Source organism: Streptosporangium sp. NPDC005286 (assembly GCF_040607515.1).
Taxonomy (GTDB): domain Bacteria; phylum Actinomycetota; class Actinomycetes; order Streptosporangiales; family Streptosporangiaceae; genus Streptosporangium.
In genome coordinates this window covers 40,945-57,436 of the sequence record NZ_JBEXGU010000031.1, presented here as the reverse complement: position 1 = coordinate 57,436, position 16,492 = coordinate 40,945, and the positions used below count along the sequence as shown (strand labels likewise).

Here is a 16,492-nt window from a genome sequence, read left to right as displayed (position 1 = left end):
CGGTCGGTCTCATGGGGAGGCCGGCCGACGTGGTCCGGTTCGATCCCGAGGTTTTCGTGGACACGCTCCTCAGCGGGTGAGGCCGGCCCGAGCCCCGCCGCGCCCGCCCTCAGCGCGGGGCGTGGGACCGGGTGCCGATGGGGACGACCAGCGGGGTGCCGGCCACCGGGTCCTCGATGACCTTGGCGTCCAGCTCGAAGACCTCCGCCAGCAGGGCCTCGGTGAGCACCTCGGACGGGGGGCCGGCGGCGACGACCCTGCCGTCCCGCATGGCCACCAGGCGGTCGGCGTAGCGGGCGGCGAGATTCAGGTCGTGCAGGACCATCACCACGGTGCGGCCCAGCTCGCCGTGGAGCCTGCGTACCAGTTCCAGCACCTCGATCTGGTGGGCGAGGTCGAGGAAGGTCGTCGGCTCGTCGAGCAGCAGCAGGTCGGTGCCCTGGGCGAGGGCCATGGAGATCCAGGCCCGCTGCCGCTGCCCGCCTGACAGCTCGTCCAGCGGGCGGTCGCCCAAGTCGAGCAGGCCGGTCATGGCCAGGGCCGCGCCGACCGCGGACTCGTCGTCGGACGACCACTGCCGGTACCAGGTCTGGTGCGGATGCCGTCCCCTGGAGACCAGGTCGGCGACGGTCAGCCCCTCGGGTGCCGAGGGGGACTGGGGCAGCACGCCCAGGATCCGGGCGACCTCCCTGCTGGGCATCCTGTCGATGCGCTTGCCGTCCAGCAGTACCTCGCCGCCGGACGGCTTGAGCAGCCGCCCCATGGCGCGCAGCAGCGTGGACTTGCCGCACCCGTTCGGCCCGATGACGGCGGTCACCGTCCCGGTCTCGATCCCGAGGTCGAGGCCGTCGACGACGACGCGGTCCCCGTACCCCAGCTTGAGGTCAACGGCCTGGAGTCTCACGTACGGGCCTTCCTGCGCACACGGATGAGGAGATAGATCAGGTAGGGGGCGCCGATGACTCCGGTGACCACGCCCACCGGCAGCTCGACGGGGCTGAACGCGGTCCTGGCGACCAGGTCCGCGCCGACGGTGAGGACCGCGCCGGCCAGGGCCGAGACGACCAGCGGGGGCTGTGCCACCCCGGCCAGGCGCAGCGCGATCTGCGGTGCGGCCAGGGCGACGAACGCGATCGGCCCGGCGGAGGCGGTCGCCGCCGCCGCGAGGAGTACGGCCGCGAGGATCATCAGTCCCCTGGTGAGGTTCATCCGCACCCCCAGGCCGGTCACGGTGTCGTCGCCGAAGCGCAGCGCGCCGAGTGAGGCGGTGCCGAACAACGCCGGTGGGACGAGCACGGCCAGCGCGATCACGACCGGCACCACGTGCTCCCAGTCCCGGCCGTTCAGCGAGCCGCTGATCCAGACCATGGCCCGGCTGCTGTCGTTGACGTCGCCGACGGTCAGCAGCCAGAACTTGAGGTTGGTGCAGATCGCCGAGACGCCGATGCCGACCAGGACCAGCCGGTAGCCGTCCATGCCTTTGCGCCAGGCCAGCAGGTAGACGGTCAGCGCGCCGATCAGGCCGCCGAGCAGGGCCGCCGCGGGGACGCCCGCCTCGGCGAGGACGCCGCTCACGCCGCCCCAGGTGTTTCCCGCCGCCACGATGACCGCGACCACGATCACGCTGGCGCCGGTGGTGACGCCCAGGATGTCCGGGCTGGCCAGCGGGTTGCGGGCGATGGCCTGGATGATCGCCCCGGACAGGGCGAGCGCCGCGCCGACTCCGGCGCCGGTCAGCGCGCGGGGAAGCCGGAGTTGCATGACGACGAAATGGTCGGGCCCGTCGCCGGTGATGGCGCGGAAGACCTGGGAGAGGCTCATCGGGATGTCGCCGAGGCGCATGCTGAGCGCCATGAGCAGCACCGTTGTGCCCAGCAGCGCCAGTGCGGCGGCGACGGAGCGCGGCCGGAGCAGCCAGGAGGCAGGACCGATGCGCAGCGCTCGCCTGCTCACGAGGTCCGGGGGCGCGGTGGAGGTCACAGTCGCACCGGCCTTCTGCGCCGTACCAGGGCTATGAAGAACGGCGCGCCCGCGAGGGCGAGGACCACACCCACCTCCAGCTCGCCGGGATGGGCCACCACGCGGCCGATGACGTCGGCGAGGAGCAGGGCCGAGGCGCCCGCCAGGCCGGAGTACGGCAGCAGCCAGCGGTGGTCGGGGCCGGAGAGCGGCCGGGTGAGGTGCGGGACGATCAGGCCGACGAAGGCCAGCGCGCCGCAGACCGCCACGGAGGCGCCGCTGAGCAGGGTGATGGCGATGATGCCGACGGCGCGGGTCAGGGCGATGTTCTGGCCGAGCGCGCGGGCGACGTCCTCGCCCAGGGAGAGCGCGTTGAGGCCGGGCGCGTTGACCAGGGCGGCGATCAGGCCGACGGCGATGAAGGGGAGCACCTGCCAGGCCACGTCCGCGCCCCTGGCCGCTATCGACCCCAGTTGCCAGAAGCGGAAGGTGTCCATGGCCTGCTCGTCCAGCAGCACCAGCGCCGAGGTGAGCCCGTAAAGGAAGGCGCTGACGGCGGTGCCCGCGAGGGCCAGGGTCACCGGCGTGGGGCCGCCCCGGCCACCGGCCATGCCGAGGGCGAACACCCCGGCGCTGGCGATGAGGGCACCGGCGAGGCCGAACCAGATGTAGCCGTACGGGCTGCCGACCCCCAGGACCACGATGCTGAGGACCATGGCGAAGGCCGCACCCTGGGTGACGCCGAGCAGTCCCGGGTCGGCCAGCGGGTTGCGGGTGTGGCCCTGCATGAGGGCGCCCGCGACGCCGAGGGCGATCCCGGCCATGACGCCGATGGCGGTTCTGGGGATGCGCAGCGACCGGACGATGATGTCGTTCTCGGTGCCGGTGGGGCCGGTGAGCGCGTGCCAGACGTCGGCCGGCGGGATCGGTTTGGCACCGAACGCGAGGCTCAGCGTGACCGTCGTCGCCAGGAGCGCGAGCAGTCCGCCCAGCACGAGGAGGCGGCGGTTGTGGATTCTCCGGACGATGCCGGGCGGGGCGGCCCGTGGGACGGACGTCGTATTGATCACCTGACCTCCCCTTTTTTGCGTGATCGATGCCGAGTATGCCAGTTTAGGTATGGCTAAGCTAAATAAGGCTTGCCTAAACTTTGTGAGGAGATCCAGGAACATGAGAGCACTGCGCGCCCTGGCCGTCGGAGTGGTGGGAGTCGCGCTGTCCGCGGGTCTCGCCGCCTGCGGATCGAGCACCCCGGAGACCTCCGGCGCGTCCGCGGTCCCCGCGGCGAGCGACACGGCGGCCTTCCCCAGGACCGTGAAGCACGTCATGGGAGAGGCGACGATCCCCGCCCAGCCCAAGCGGGTCGTGGCCCTCGACCAGAGCTTCGTCGACGCGGTGCTGACCCTGGAGACCGAGGTCGTCGGTTTCACCAGTTACCGGGGGATCGAAGGGGAGCTCCCCGACTACCTGACCCCGGTCCTCGGCCACGCCAAGGAGGCCACCTCGGTCGGGACCCTGGAGCAGCCCAGCCTGGAGCGGATCCTCGCGCTCAAGCCCGACCTGATCGTCTCGGCCAAGGTCCGCCACGAGGCGCTGTACGACAAGCTGTCGCAGATCGCGCCGACGGTGTTCAGCGAGACCACCGGGGCCATCTGGAAGGAGAACCTCAGGCTCGTGGGCCAGGCCCTGGGCAAGGAGGACCTCGCCGAGCAGAAGATCAAGGAGTACCAGGACCGCGCCGGCCGGATCGGTGAGTCCATCAAGGCCAAGGAGGGCAAGCTGCCCACCGTCTCCGTCGCCCGCTTCGCGGGTGAGCCGACGGTCCGGCTGTACGTGGAGAACTCCTACTCGGGCCTGGTGCTCAAGGACGTCGGCTTCCCGCGTCCCGAGGACCAGCCGACCGTGACCGACACGATCATGGTTCCGATCAGCCAGGAGAACATCTCCCAGCTCGACGCCGACCACATCTTCGTCGCGGCCTACGAGGACCCGGCGGTCGGGCCGGTCAAGGAGAAGTTCGAGGCCAACCCGCTCTGGGGCAAGCTCAAGGGCGCCAAGCACGACGTCAGCGACACCGTCTGGATGAGCGCCGTCGGCATCCAGGGCGCGCACGCCATCCTCGACGACATCGCCAAGATCTTCGAGGTCGACCCGGCCAGGGCGGGCTGACCGGCAGGGAGGGGCGGGACGCCTGTCCCGCCTTCCGGCGCCGGGACCGGCACGGGGCCGACGAGCCGTGCCGGTCCCCGCCTGCCGCGGCCGGTTCGCGACGGGAACGCGCCCCCGAGCGGCCTCTTCTCAAACACTGATCAATTTCAGATACCCGCGCATCACATACTCGAAGGCGACCACGGTACGAGCCGTGTCCGCCAGGGAGAGCGGGCGGTGAACCGCCAGGGGCGCCGGGCCGTCTTCCAAGTGGTGATTAAGTCCCCAACGCGTGGGAAGCGGGGAGACGTGGAGATGGGTCTCGGAACTTCTGCGGGCGCAGGCCCCGGCCCGGTGGCGGGTCCAGGGGGCGTGGTGGTTGACATTTTTCCTAACCCGAAAGTTATTGCTACCTGGGGTTATGTGATGATAGACACACCTTCGACTGAATCCGGAGAACGATGTTACGATATTGATACTTGTTCGGCTGTAGGGCGTGTCGTACCCGCCGTTGGCGCAGTCAGCGAGCAGTCTCCCGATCACGCAGGGCTTTTAACGGCCCCCTTACGGGGTGCCTGCGAGCATCGGCTACGCCGTCAGAAAGGGTGTAGCACAGTCTCGCCGGGCGGTAGCGGGGGGAAAAGCACGAGGGGGATCCAATGATCACGATGACGGAAGAGCAGCGCCAGGACTGGTTCGAGCGTGACGTCGTGCCGGTCACCAGCCAGCTCTACGCGTCCGCGATGCGCCTGACCCGCAACACCGCCGATGCGGAGGACCTGGTCCAGGAGACCGTCACCAAGGCGTTCACCTCGTACCACCAGTTCCGCGAGGGCACCAACCTCAAGGCGTGGCTGCACCGCATCCTGACCAACAACTTCATCAACGACTACCGCAAGAAGCAGCGCTCGCCCAAGCTCTCGGCCGCCGAGGAGATCGAGGACTGGCAGCTCGCCGCCGCCGAGTCCCACACGTCCAGCGGTCTCAAGTCCGCCGAGACCGAGGCGCTGGAGCAGCTGCCGGACAGCGCGGTCATGAACGCCCTGCGTGCCCTGCCCGAGGACTTCCGGGTCGCCGTCTACCTGGCCGACGTCGAGGGCTTCGCCTACAAGGAGATCGCCGAGCGGATGGGCACCCCCATCGGCACGGTCATGTCCCGCCTCCACCGGGGTCGCCGCCAGCTCCGCACCATGCTTGAGGACTACGCCCGCGAGGAGGGCGGCCTCCGCTCCGCCATCGAGCAGGCCCAGGTGGCCTGAGTTGTTTTTCGCGGTGGCGATGGGGCGGACGGGCCTGTCGGGCTCGGCCGTCGAGCGGGTCCAGGTGGCCTGAGTCGTTGACAGGGCGGACGGGTCAGCCGGATGCGATCAGCGCGACCGCGGCGAGCGTGAAACCGATGCCCACGGTCTGCACGGTGTTGAGCCGTTCCCCCAGCACCTGACGGGCCAGCAGCAGCGTGCTCGCCGGGTAGAGCGAGACCAGGACGCCGACGAGGCTCAGCAGCCCGCGCTGCTGGGCGAGCATGAAGAGCACGTTGGCGACCATGTCGAGCGCTCCGGCCGCGATGATGACGCGCAGCGTGCCCGGCCCGGGACGCAGGGTGCGGCCGGTGGTCAGGGTCAGCAGGACGATGAGAGTGACCGAGGCCAGGCGCGCCCCGACCAGAGGCCACACGCCGCCTTCCGCCGGGGCCTGGGCGAGCAGGATGAAGAAGCCGCCGAAACCCGCGCCCGCGGCGAGTGAGGCCAGGATCGGGCCGTACCCGCTGCCGCTTTTCCCACCGGAGGAGTCGCGGCTCACCAGTAGCACCGCCAGCAACGCGAGGACCACGCCCACCAGCGCGATCGGCTCGGGGCGTTCCCCGACGGCCAGTCCGAACAGCACGGGCAGCACCGCCGAGACGGTCGCGGTGATCGGCGCCACCACCGACATCACGCCGGTGGCCAGTGCCCGGTAGAACAGCACCACCGCCGCCGCGCCGCAGATCCCGGAGGCCGCGCCCCAGGCCAGCGTCACGGGCGCGGGGGTCCCCGGCAGGATCGGCAGCAGCGCGACGGCCACGGCCAGCCCCGCGGTCTGGGAGAGAACCACCACGGCGAGCACCCGCGACCGGCGGGTGGCCATGCCGCCCAGGAAGTCCGCGGTGCCGTAAACCATCGCGCAGGCCGTCGCCAGCACCACAGCGGTCACATGTCACCTCAGTTCAATGGAATGTACTCCTAGTACAATATATGGAGTGCAATGGAGTGCAAAACAAGTTAACTAGACTGAACTTATGGACCCAGAGACGATCACCGCCGCGGTCGCCAACAACGTGCGGGCCCAGCGGGCGCACCGGCAGATGACCCTCGACGAGCTCGCCGCGCGCTCCGGGGTGAGCCGGGGCATGCTGGTCCAGGTCGAGCAGGGCAGGACCAATCCGAGCATCACCACGCTCACCCGCATCGCCGACGCGCTCGGGGTGACCGTCGCGCGGATGGTGGAGGTCTCCGACACGCCCGTGGTCCGGATTGTCCATAGCACGGACGTGGTCACCTTCCCGCACGGTGACTCCAGCACCGCGCGCCTGCTGGTCGGCACCGACGCGCCCGCCATCCTGGAGCTGTGGGACTGGCGGCTGGCCCCCGGCGACCACCACGACGGCGACGCCCACCCGCCGGGCACGCGCGAGATGCTGACCGTACTGGAAGGGCGGCTCACCCTCTCGGTGTACGGCAGGAGCCACATCGTCGAGGAGGGGGACGCGGTCGTGTTCAGCGCCGACCGCCCGCACCGGTACGCCAACGAGGGGGAGGTCCCGCTGCGGTTCGTGATGGTCGTGACCGAGCCCCGCGAGACGCCGGATCGCTGACCGATATGAGATGTTCGCCGGAAGGAGCCCTTTTAAGGCTCTAACTGGTCTCATCAGATGAGACGTCGCCCCCGGGTGCGCATCTCATTCGATGTGGCGTCGAAGTGCGCGTCGGTACGGGCCAATCGGCAGTCTATGTCCCATCCTGGGGGAAGACCCGGCCATGACCTTGCGGGGGACACGGCCGGGGGCCGCTCGCCGTCCCCACGTTGCTTTCGGGGGGAAGCATGCGGGTACGGATGGTGTCGATGGCCTTGCTGCTCGCGGCGGCTGGGTGCGCTTCTCCGAGCACCACGACAGGCGCGCCCTCGCCTACCGCGACCATCGCGCCCACCGGGCGGGCCACGCCGATCGGGCCGAACGAGCCGACCGCTCCCATCGTGCCCATCGTGCCCGCCGGGCCGACCGGACCCCCGGGGCGTACCGCGCCCGCCGGTGTCCCCGCCGGTGCCCCCGCCGCCGGCGCGCCCTCAGCGACCGCCTCGGGGGCGGCGGGCGCGAGGAGGGCCGAGGTCCGGCCGGACTGGCCGGTGGGAAACTTCCCCGCTCCGCGTCCGGCACGCAGGATCAACTGCGAGCGGGTCAGATGCGTGGCGCTGACCTTCGACGACGGTCCGGGGGCCTACACCAATGCCCTGCTCGACATGCTCGCCAGGCACCGGGGCAGGGCGACCTTCTTCGTCGTCGGGCAGATGGTGCCCGGGGACGGCGAGCGGATCCTCCGCAGGATGGTGGCCGATGGGCACGAGCTGGGCAACCACAGCTGGAGCCACCCGGAGCTGCCCGGGCTGTCGGAGGCCGGTATCAGAGAGCAGCTGAACCGTACCCAGTGGATCGTCAAGCGCGCGACGGGGGTGACGATGGACCTCATGCGCCCGCCGTACGGGGCGACCGATGCCCGGGTCGCCGCGGAGAGCCGCCACCTGGGGCTCGCCCAGATCCTGTGGGATGTCGACACGCTCGACTGGCGTGACAGGGACTCCTCGATCGTCGCCCGCCGCGCGGCCGAGGCGAAACCGGGCTCCATCGTGCTGATGCACGACATCCATCCCTCCACCGTCCAGGCCGTTCCGCGGCTGCTGCACCATTTCGCCGCCAGGGGCTACCGGCTGGTCACGCTCTCCGAGCTGTACGGGAGGCGCCTGGTGTCGGGCAGGAAGTACCCCGTCGACAGCGGCTTCTGAGATCCTCCGAGCCTGTCCTCGTGCCGGGTGGGGGCCCGGGGAGCGTGAACCTCCCGCGCCCGTTTCCCGACTGTTCCGGTTGAGGAGGCAGGGTGACTGACGAACTGCTGGTGGTCCGGTGCCGGCTCGGCGAGCGCGAGGCGTTCGCCGAGCTGGTGAGGGCCTGGCACGATCCGGTTTGGAACTACGTGCGGCGCATGCTGGGGCCCGCGCAGGCCGACGACGTGGCCCAGGAGGTCTGGGTGGCCGTGGTGCGCGGGCTGCCACGGCTGAGGGAGCCGGGCCGGTTCGCGCCCTGGCTGTTCACGATCGCCAGGCGTGCGGTGGCCGACCGGCTCCGCGAGGAGTACGCCAGACCCGAGGTCCTGGCGGAGGAGGAACGCGCGACCGGCGACCCGGCCGACGCCCTCGCGGACCGTGCCGGCCTGCTGGCGGGCCTGTCGGAGCTGCCGGTCAGGGAGCGGGAGATCCTCGTGCTGTTCTACCTGCACGACCTCTCCCTGGAGGACTGCGCGCAGATCTGCGCCGTCCCCGTCGGCACCGTCAAGTCACGCCTGTCCCGCGCGCGGCGCATGCTGCGCGACCGGCTCACGGAGAAGGGATATCGAGAATGAACCCCGACGACATGATCGGCAGGCTGGCCGGGCCGCTGTCGCTGCGCCGCCGGATCGGCAACGTCGTGGCACTGCTCGGCGGGCTGGGCGGGGCGCTGTTCACCGGTCTGCTGTGGGCCACGGAACCCGCCCTGCCGGGTCGTACCCACCTGGCCTTCGGCGCGATGGTCGCGCTCGGCCTGGCCTGGGCCGGCTACGGAGCCTGGGCGCTGACCCGCAGGACGCCGCTGTTCGCCCTCGACCGGGTGGTCGCCGCCTGGCTGGCGGTGGCCGCGACCGTCCTGCTGACGGCGGGAACGGCCGCGATCGCGATCATCAGGGGGACCTGGGCGGGTGCGGCGGGGGTCGCCGTCGCCGCGACGCTGGCCATGCTCGCGGTGGCGTTCCTGCTCAGGGCCCGCGCCGACCGCGCCGCCCTGCTGCGACGCAAGCACGAGCTCGGTGGCTGAGGCCCGCCGCGGCCAGGGCCGCGGCGAGGCAGGCCATCGGGATCGACGGCAGCACGTAGCGGTGGTCGAAGTCCAGCGCGGCGATCGGGGCGACGAGCAGGAAGACGGCCGCCGCCCACGGCAGCAGGGCCGGGCGCCGCCGCCCGACGGCTCCGAGGCCGCCCAGCAGCAGGAGCGCGCCGAGCAGCGGGCCGTGCAGGACTCCGGGATAGGAGTAGGCGCCGAGGAGGTTCCCGTAGGGCTCGACCGACGACATCCCCCGGATGTCGCCGTCGTACTCCCGGCGTACCTGGTCGATCAGCGGGAAGGCGGGCAGCGGCCAGGAGCCGACGGGGAACGTCAGGGCGGGGGAGACCCGCAGGGGGTGGCGCACCGGGGTCGCCGCGAAGGTGAGCGAGGTGTCGCGGGCGACCTCGCGGAGGTAGTCGAGCGGCTGCGCGGCGATGGCACGCAGTGCGAAGGACCTGGCCAGGTCGTTGTGGGCGAACCGCCCTCCAGGCAACCTGTTGAGTGAGGCGTCGGCGGCCCAGACGTACTCGGACGCGGCGTCGACCACCGTGCCGTTCGGGCAGAGCACCGCCTCCCGGGCCGGTGGTCTGATCACCGAGCAGTCGGCGAACGTCATCGTGCGCGCCCACAGCGCCACACCGTCGGAGCCGCTGAGCGCGAACCGCCCGTGATGCTGCTGATACCAGCCCGCGTAGGCGGCGAGCGGCAGCGTCCCGGCGACGACCAGCGCGACCACCCGCTTCCAACCGGCCCGCCGCAGGAGCAGGTGAAGCAGGACCAGGCCGAGCAGCGGCACCGCGACCGTGCGGGTGAGCCCGGCCAGCGCCAGCAGCAGACCCGTGGCCGCGGCCGCCCGCGCCGAAGGGCGCTCCCGCCACATGAGCACCGTCAGGGCGGCCGTGACGAGAAAGATGACCTGGGTGTCGGAGAGCACCGCGTGTTCGAGCCGCAGGAACGCGGGGTTGAACAGGATCGGCAGGGTGGCCAGGGCCGCCCCCCAGCCGGGGAGTGCGTGGCGGCGCAGCACCAGATAGATCATCAGGGCCGTGCCCAGGCCCATCAGATGCTGGAGGCCCGCGATGAGCTGGACGCTGTGGAAGGGCAGCAGCAGCCGGAGCAGGAAGGGGTACCCGGCCGGATGGAACGCGCCGGAGGGCTCCAGATGGACCGCGGTGTTGAGGTAGGTGAAGGAGTCGTACCAGTAGAGCTGGGCGGTGTCGTAGCCGAGCATGACGAGGACGCGGAGCCCCGCCGCCAGCGCGATCGCGACGGCGAACGGCAGGTGACCGCCGAGGAGCCGGTCGCGCGGCCCGTTCCGGCCGGGCGCGGTGGGCATGGTCGTGACGCCGCCGGGTGAGGCGAGCATGGATGGTTCCCCCGTTCCGGGGCCGGGGGAGTCCCGGCGCGGTGGGAGCAGTCCAGCGAGTGATCGATAACCTTGACGTCACCGAATCCGGTTATGCCCGCGTTATGCGGCCTGTGGCAGGCTGGCGCGACTCGGAGCCAGGGGAGGCACGTTTTGCGGGTGTTGGTGGTCGAGGACGAGAGAATGCTCGCCGACTCGATCGCGGAGGGGCTGCGCGGGGAGGCGCTCGCCGTCGACGTCGCCTACGACGGGGAGGCGGCGCTGGAACGGCTGCGGATCCACGACTACGACGTGCTCGTCCTGGACCGGGACCTGCCGGGCCTGCACGGCGACGACGTGTGCAGGGCCGTGGTCGCCGAGGGCGGCCTGGTGCGGATCATCATGCTCACCGCGGCGGGTGACGTGCGCTGCCGGGTGGCGGGACTGTCCCTGGGGGCCGACGACTACCTGCCCAAGCCGTTCGCCTTCGAGGAGCTGACGGCCCGCGTCCACGCGCTGGGCCGCCGGGTGCGCCCCGCCGACCCGCCGATGCTGGTGCGGGCCGGCATCAGCCTGGACCGGGCGCACCGGCAGGTGTTCCGCGACGGCCGCTACGTGCCGCTCGCCCGAAAGGAGTTCGGCGTGCTGGCCGAGCTGCTCCGCGCCGACGGGGCGGTGGTCTCCAGTGAGACGCTCCTGGAGAAGGTGTGGGACGAGCACACCGACCCGTTCACCAACACCGTGCGGACCACGATGATGAAGCTGCGCCGCAAGATCGGCGATCCACCGGTCATCGAGACCGTCACGGGCGTCGGGTACCGCATCCCTTGATCTTCTCCCCATGGCCGGAGCCAGGGGGCCCCACGCTGAAGGAGATTCGATGAGGACGAGCGTCCGCCTCAGATTCGCGCTGGCCTGCGGCGCGGTCTTCCTCCTGGCCGGAGCCCTCCTGCTCGTCGCGGTCACCCTGGTCGTACGGCAGAGTCTGGAGCCCCGCGACGGGCTGCGGCATCCCGCCTACATCCGGGTATCGAACTTCGTCCTCATGCCCGAACATCCCTCGTACGGGGCGGCGGAGCAGCGGGTCGCGCAGGTCAGGCGCATCTACCAGGCCGACACGATCAAGAACGTGCTCACCGTGGGCGGCCTCGCCCTCATCGCGACGGCCGGGGTCGCGACGGCGGCCGGCTGGCGGGCCGCCGGCTGGGCGCTCCGTCCCATCAGGTCGGTGACCACGAGCGCGCGGCGCGTTGCCCAGAGCCACGACCTCACCGGGCGGATAGCCCACGACGGGCCGGATGACGAGGTCAAGGAGCTCGCCGACATCGTCGACGTCATCCTGGCCCGCCTGGCCCGCTCCTTCGACGGCCAGCGGCGGTTCGTCGCCAACGCCTCCCATGAGCTGCGCACCCCGCTCACCATCAACCGCACCCTGGTGGACGTGGCGGTCAGGCGGCCCGACGCGACAGAGGACGTCAAGCGGCTCGGCGAGTCCCTGCTGCTGGTCAACGCCCGCCACGAACGGCTGATCGACGGCCTGCTCGCCCTCGCCGAGGGCGAGCAGGCCGTCCTGGACCGCCGTCCCTTCGACCTGACGGACGTGGTCGAGCACGTGCTCGACCTGGCGGGCAAGGAGGCCGAGGAACGCGAGGTGACCGTACACAGGCTGCTGGACCCCGCACCGACCGCGGGTGAACCGGTGCTGGTCGAAAGGCTCGTGCAGAACCTCGTGGAGAACGCGATCCGGCACAACCACGGCGGCGGCCAGGTGTGGGTGTCCACCCGGCATCGCGCCGACCGGGTGGAGCTGGTGGTGGCCAACACCGGGCTGCCCGTCCCGCCCTACGAGATAGAGACCATCTTCGAGCCGTTCCGGCGGCTCCACGGCGACCGGCTGCGCTCCGATCGCGGCAGTGGGCTGGGACTGTCGATAGTCCGGGTCGTCGCCGAGGCGCACGGCGGTGTCGTGATCGCCGGCTCCAGGGAGGAGGGCGGCCTGACGATCACCGTCGAGCTGCCGTACGAGAGCCCCTGACGGATCCGGTACGGCTCCGTCCCCCCGGGCGGAGGCCGTACCGGGCGTGCTCTCAGGTGAGCAGTAGTACGAGCGCGGCGAAGGCCACCCACGCGCGGCCGGTCATGACCTGCACGGCGACGATCCCCCTTATCTATGGGGAAATCCTGCCCGGCCGCTCTTGGAGGACGGTTGGAAGCCGCTGGAGCCTGCGACCGGCGACAACGCGGCGGGCAGCGGATCCTAGTTTCTGGTGATCACGCCGCAGGCCACGCGTCCGCCGGAGTCTCCCGCCTTGAGGGTCTCCGCGTCCGGGCCGCTGCCGCCGGCCGGGTCGCCGGGATCGGCGGGGCGGTAGCGGTCGGGGATGTTGGCGTGGTTGTCGGGCAGCGTGTGGATGACGATGGAGCTGCCGTCGGAGTCGAAGAGCTGGCCCACCCGGAAGCGGTCGGTCACGACCGTGGTCTCGCCGGTGCCGTCCTCGGTGACGAGGAGGTTGGGCAGGTCGCCGGAGTGCTCGCCGTGCGTGGCCGGGTGGATGGTGAAGTGCGCGCCCGCGCTGGAGAAGGGGCTGCCGGTGACCGGGTCGACCGCCTTGGGATCGCAGACGCCCCTGGTGTGGATGTGGAAGCCGTGATACCCGGCGTTCAGGCCGCTGACGGTGACCGTGAGCCTGGACTTGTTGTACAGCCTGTGGTCGATGCTCAGAAAGCCGACGTTCTTTCCGGCCGTGTCCTTGATGACGGCCTCGGCCGACGGCCAGGGCCGTCGCGGTACGTGTGAGGTCGCCTGGGCGTTCGCGTCGCTGCCGGCCACCGGTGTGCCGAGTGCGATGGCCAGAATGAGACAGATCCTGCGAAACATGAGAGATCCCCCGTACGATTTCCAAGCTCCCCCGTTGTGGAGGGGGAGCGGCCCCAGCACAGGTTCATATCCCAACGAGGGCAGGCGCCCGCGTCACCACGCCGCCCCTAGAGGCACTCGGGACGATTGCCGGTTCGTCGTGTTTACCCGGCGCCGTCCGGCGTGTTCTCGGCGAACGGCGCCCGAATGAGCATCGCTTACTCATGACTGCCACGTGGCGCTCCGGAACGCTGTGCCCAACGGATACCGGCAAGCCCGCGGCCCGCGCTGGAGTGGCGGGGGCACGGGTCGCCACTGGGGAGTTGACGACAATGATCTGGAAGAGAGTCGCGGCGCTGACCGCGGCGGCGCTGGCACTGGCGCTCGGGGCCTCGACGCTGTCCGCGCAGTCGGCGAACGCCGATCCCGCAGGCGTCTTCAGGACGCTGAACTGGGAGAACGCCGCCGATCGGACCATGCCGGGAACCACGCCGCCCGGCTTCATCAAGCAGTGGGCGAGCAGTCACGGTGCCACCGTCGTGACCAGCCCCGTACGGGACGGCTCCCATGCGGCGCGGTTCCAGCTCAACAAGAACGACCCTCTGATCTCCAACGGCAAGCGCGCCGAGATCAGCCAGAGCAACAAGCAGCCCGTCAACGCCGAGCGGTGGTACGGCTTCAGCGTCAACCTGCCCGCCGGCTGGGTCCACGACCCCTCGGCCGAGATCGTGAGCCAGTGGCACCAGTGCGACGAGAGCAACTGCCCGAAGGGCTCGCCGCCGCTGGCGCTGCTCACCGATGAGGGACGCTGGAAGATCGACTTCCGGGGGAACATCATCGACCTCGGCCCCTACGCCACCGGCAGGTGGACCGACTGGGTCTTCCACGTCAAGTGGCGCACCGACGACAAGGGCGTACTGGAGGTGTGGCGCGACGGGCAGGTGGCCCTGCCGCCGTATACCGGCGCCACGCACGCGGGAGGCCCGTACTCGCCGTACTTCAAGTTCGGCATCTACAAGTGGGACTGGAACAAGACCCAGTCCCAGTCCACCACCACCCAGCGGGTCATGTTCTACGACGCGCTGCGGCTGGGCGACGAGCGGGCCGACTACGAGGACGTGGACCCGGCCGGTGGCGGCACGGGCTGCGCTACGACCCCACTCCCGATAGCGGCCGCGTCCGCGACCACCTTCGAGCCGATCAACCCGCCGGCGCAGGCCGTCGACGGGAACCTGTCCACCCGCTGGTCGGGGCAGGGCTTCGGAGCCTCGCTGTTCCTGGAGCTGAGCTCGGTGCGCCGCCTGTGCGGCACCCGGGTCGCCTGGCACCTGGGCGACGAACGGTGGAACGACTACACCGTCTACACCTCGCTGGACAACATGACCTACACCAAGGCGTGGGAGGGCCGGAGCTCGGGCACGACGACCGGGCTTGAGCAGAGGCTGTTCACGAACGGCCCGCGTGACGCCAAGTACGTGAAGATCTCCTTCTGGCAGAACCCCCAGAACGACTGGGCGAGCATCACCGAAGCGGCCGTCCTCGGCTCCTGACCGGTGCCGCACGCGATCTCACCGCTCCCGTGCCGCCGCCGCGCGGCACGGGAGTTCCCCGGTGAATTCCCCCCACGGAGAGGCGACTCCCGATGCGACGACCCCGCCCCCTTTCCCTGATGATCGCGCTGGCCGCGGCCGGCACCCTGTCCACCACCGGGTTCACCACCGGTGCCCTCGCCCCGGCCGCCCCGGCCGCGGCCCTCGCGCCGGTGGTCGGCCCCGACCCCGTCGACGGGGTGAACATGATCTATCCGACCAAGGCCGGGGGGCAGGTCTGGCACCTGTCGAAGACCCCCGCCGCCGACCCCCGTCTCGACGGGACGACCTTGGCGCCCAACTCGGACGGCACCTTCACCGTGCGGGACACCGCCACCCGGATCGGTGTCTCCACGACCACCTACGACCAGGACGAGCACGAGGACGACCTCGTCTGGCGCCAGCCCGAGCTGCGCTCGCGGGGCTTCATGCACGACCGCAACGACTGGCGGAACGTGGAGATCACCGGATACGTCCGCTACGTCAGCGGCACCGATGACGGGGACGCCTTCACCTGGTACGCCCGCGGTGCCCGGCACACCGGCAGCGGCCAGACTCCCGAAGCGTGCTGGGGTACCGCCTACAAGGCGGACCTGCGCTACGCCGACGGGGCCGTCAAGGTGGAGAAGGAGATCTACCACCGCAAGGGCGACGGATACGCGAACGGCACCTACACCGGTGGCGGTGCCTCGATCAAGGGCAAGACGGTCGGCTTCAAGGTCGTCATGTACGACATCCCCGGCGGCGTGCGGGTGGAGGCGTACCTCGACCGGGCTGGGAACAACACCTGGACCCGCGTCACCTCCCGTGACGACACCGGCGGATGGTCCATCGACACGAACAACCCCTGCGGTGGCACCCGTACCGAGAAGGTGACCTGGGGCGGCCCGAAGGCGGCGTTCCGCTGGGACGACGCCACCAGGGTCGACGTGAGCAAACTCAGCGTCCGGGAGATCGACCCCGCCGGCCAGGCGGAACCCTGCCAGGTGAGACTCACCCCCGCCGGCGCGACCGCCAGCACCTGGGAGGCGGCCAACCCGCCCGCGAACGCGATCGACGGGAAGCCGACGACGCGCTGGTCGGGCCAGGGGTTCGGTGCGAACCTGGTGCTCGACCTGGGCGCCTCGCGGCCGGTGTGCGGGGTCGACGTCGCCTGGTACCAGGGCGACGGACGGTGGAACGACTACACCGTCTACACCTCGCCGGACAACGTGACCTATACCAAGATGGCGGAAGGCCGCAGTTCGGGCACCACTTTGAACGCGGAACCGTACCGCTTCCCGCAGCACCAGGCCCGGTTCGTCCGCGTCTCGTGGTGGAACAGCTCCGCGGGCAACGGCTGGGCCAGCATCGCCGAGGCCACCGCCGTCGGCGCTTCCTGACCCCTCGCGTCCGCGCCTTCCGGACCCCAGCCGGTGTCCCGAAGGCTGGCTTCCCGGCCGCCCGGCCCGGTGTCCCAGGACCCCGATGTCCGGGCGGCCTCCACC

The 16,492-nt window shown here is 70.8% G+C and carries 16 protein-coding genes; 10 read left to right on the top strand and 6 right to left on the bottom strand.

Annotated elements, in window-relative coordinates; genetic code table 11:
• Positions 1-109: 109 nt before the first annotated feature.
• From ABZU75_RS14555 to ABZU75_RS14545, 3 genes are read right to left on the bottom strand one after another with little or no spacing between them, the layout of a single operon-like run.
• A complete protein-coding gene (locus tag ABZU75_RS14555) occupies positions 110-904 on the bottom strand; it encodes an ABC transporter ATP-binding protein (RefSeq protein ID WP_355553894.1) in 795 nt (264 codons plus the stop codon).
• Entirely contained in the window at positions 901-1,980 is a 1,080-nt protein-coding gene (locus ABZU75_RS14550; RefSeq protein WP_355553890.1) for an iron chelate uptake ABC transporter family permease subunit, read from the bottom strand. Before ABZU75_RS14550 ends, ABZU75_RS14555 begins: the two co-directional genes overlap by 4 nt.
• Positions 1,977-3,029, bottom strand: a complete 1,053-nt coding sequence (locus ABZU75_RS14545) for an iron ABC transporter permease (RefSeq protein WP_355553888.1) — start codon at positions 3,027-3,029, stop codon at positions 1,977-1,979. The genes ABZU75_RS14550 and ABZU75_RS14545 overlap by 4 nt, the downstream gene beginning before the upstream one ends.
• Positions 3,030-3,129: 100 nt before the next feature.
• Between ABZU75_RS14545 and ABZU75_RS14540 the strand changes: the two genes are divergently transcribed.
• Entirely contained in the window at positions 3,130-4,128 is a 999-nt protein-coding gene (locus ABZU75_RS14540) for an iron-siderophore ABC transporter substrate-binding protein (protein ID WP_355553885.1), read from the top strand.
• A gap of 638 nt (positions 4,129-4,766) precedes the next feature.
• Positions 4,767-5,366 carry a sigma-70 family RNA polymerase sigma factor gene (locus ABZU75_RS14535; RefSeq protein ID WP_355553882.1) on the top strand — a complete coding sequence of 200 codons (600 nt, stop codon included), beginning with the start codon at positions 4,767-4,769 and terminating at the stop codon, positions 5,364-5,366.
• A 94-nt stretch (positions 5,367-5,460) separates the two neighbouring features.
• On the opposite strand, the gene ABZU75_RS14530 is transcribed toward ABZU75_RS14535, so the two are convergent.
• Positions 5,461-6,297 carry an EamA family transporter gene (locus ABZU75_RS14530; protein ID WP_355553879.1) on the bottom strand — a complete coding sequence of 279 codons (837 nt, stop codon included), beginning with the start codon at positions 6,295-6,297 and terminating at the stop codon, positions 5,461-5,463.
• 85 nt (positions 6,298-6,382) lie between these two features.
• Here ABZU75_RS14530 and ABZU75_RS14525 point away from each other — a divergent pair, with 85 nt between their 5' ends.
• The 4 genes from ABZU75_RS14525 (at position 6,383) to ABZU75_RS14510 (ending at position 9,205) form a co-directional block, all read left to right on the top strand.
• Positions 6,383-6,958, top strand: coding sequence for an XRE family transcriptional regulator (locus ABZU75_RS14525; protein ID WP_355553876.1), 576 nt, complete (start codon positions 6,383-6,385; stop codon positions 6,956-6,958).
• 248 nt (positions 6,959-7,206) lie between these two features.
• Complete coding sequence (locus ABZU75_RS14520; protein WP_355553873.1) at positions 7,207-8,142, top strand: polysaccharide deacetylase family protein; 936 nt, start codon at positions 7,207-7,209, stop codon at positions 8,140-8,142.
• Between the two features lie 92 nt (positions 8,143-8,234).
• A complete protein-coding gene (locus ABZU75_RS14515; RefSeq protein ID WP_355553870.1) occupies positions 8,235-8,756 on the top strand; it encodes a sigma-70 family RNA polymerase sigma factor in 522 nt (173 codons plus the stop codon).
• Positions 8,753-9,205 (top strand): hypothetical protein, encoded by a 453-nt coding sequence (locus tag ABZU75_RS14510; protein WP_355553867.1) that lies wholly within the window; start codon positions 8,753-8,755, stop codon positions 9,203-9,205. Before ABZU75_RS14515 ends, ABZU75_RS14510 begins: the two co-directional genes overlap by 4 nt.
• On the opposite strand, the gene ABZU75_RS14505 is transcribed toward ABZU75_RS14510, so the two are convergent.
• Entirely contained in the window at positions 9,147-10,580 is a 1,434-nt protein-coding gene (locus ABZU75_RS14505) for a hypothetical protein (RefSeq protein WP_355553864.1), read from the bottom strand. The two genes, ABZU75_RS14510 and ABZU75_RS14505, sit on opposite strands and share 59 nt — an antisense overlap.
• A 153-nt stretch (positions 10,581-10,733) precedes the next feature.
• On the opposite strand from ABZU75_RS14505, the gene ABZU75_RS14500 reads away from it, so the two are divergent.
• A complete protein-coding gene (locus ABZU75_RS14500; protein ID WP_350914853.1) occupies positions 10,734-11,390 on the top strand; it encodes a response regulator transcription factor in 657 nt (218 codons plus the stop codon).
• Between the two features lie 49 nt (positions 11,391-11,439).
• On the top strand, positions 11,440-12,594 hold the full coding sequence (locus ABZU75_RS14495; protein ID WP_355553860.1) for a HAMP domain-containing sensor histidine kinase: 1,155 nt from the start codon (positions 11,440-11,442) through the stop codon (positions 12,592-12,594).
• Positions 12,595-12,816: 222 nt separating this feature from the next.
• Here the strand turns inward: ABZU75_RS14495 and ABZU75_RS14490 are convergent, their stop codons facing one another.
• On the bottom strand, positions 12,817-13,437 hold the full coding sequence (locus tag ABZU75_RS14490) for a superoxide dismutase family protein (RefSeq protein WP_355553857.1): 621 nt from the start codon (positions 13,435-13,437) through the stop codon (positions 12,817-12,819).
• A gap of 311 nt (positions 13,438-13,748) precedes the next feature.
• Here ABZU75_RS14490 and ABZU75_RS14485 point away from each other — a divergent pair, with 311 nt between their 5' ends.
• Complete coding sequence (locus tag ABZU75_RS14485) at positions 13,749-14,966, top strand: heparin lyase I family protein (RefSeq protein WP_355553854.1); 1,218 nt, start codon at positions 13,749-13,751, stop codon at positions 14,964-14,966.
• Positions 14,967-15,058: 92 nt separating this feature from the next.
• On the top strand, positions 15,059-16,387 hold the full coding sequence (locus tag ABZU75_RS14480) for a discoidin domain-containing protein (protein WP_355553851.1): 1,329 nt from the start codon (positions 15,059-15,061) through the stop codon (positions 16,385-16,387).
• Positions 16,388-16,492: the final 105 nt, after the last annotated feature.

What these genes read in the sequence shown, in the direction of transcription:
- ABZU75_RS14480 (WP_355553851.1), top strand. Translation starts at nt 15,059, where the DNA reads ATGCGACGACCCCGCCCCCTTTCCCTGATGATCGCGCTGGCCGCGGCC.
- ABZU75_RS14535 (WP_355553882.1), top strand. Translation starts at nt 4,767, where the DNA reads ATGATCACGATGACGGAAGAGCAGCGCCAGGACTGGTTCGAGCGTGAC.
- ABZU75_RS14510 (WP_355553867.1), top strand. Translation starts at nt 8,753, where the DNA reads ATGAACCCCGACGACATGATCGGCAGGCTGGCCGGGCCGCTGTCGCTG.
- ABZU75_RS14485 (WP_355553854.1), top strand. Translation starts at nt 13,749, where the DNA reads ATGATCTGGAAGAGAGTCGCGGCGCTGACCGCGGCGGCGCTGGCACTG.
- ABZU75_RS14490 (WP_355553857.1), bottom strand. Translation starts at nt 13,437, where the DNA reads ATGTTTCGCAGGATCTGTCTCATTCTGGCCATCGCACTCGGCACACCG.
- ABZU75_RS14495 (WP_355553860.1), top strand. Translation starts at nt 11,440, where the DNA reads ATGAGGACGAGCGTCCGCCTCAGATTCGCGCTGGCCTGCGGCGCGGTC.
- ABZU75_RS14525 (WP_355553876.1), top strand. Translation starts at nt 6,383, where the DNA reads ATGGACCCAGAGACGATCACCGCCGCGGTCGCCAACAACGTGCGGGCC.
- ABZU75_RS14505 (WP_355553864.1), bottom strand. Translation starts at nt 10,580, where the DNA reads ATGCTCGCCTCACCCGGCGGCGTCACGACCATGCCCACCGCGCCCGGC.
- ABZU75_RS14520 (WP_355553873.1), top strand. Translation starts at nt 7,207, where the DNA reads ATGGCCTTGCTGCTCGCGGCGGCTGGGTGCGCTTCTCCGAGCACCACG.
- ABZU75_RS14540 (WP_355553885.1), top strand. Translation starts at nt 3,130, where the DNA reads ATGAGAGCACTGCGCGCCCTGGCCGTCGGAGTGGTGGGAGTCGCGCTG.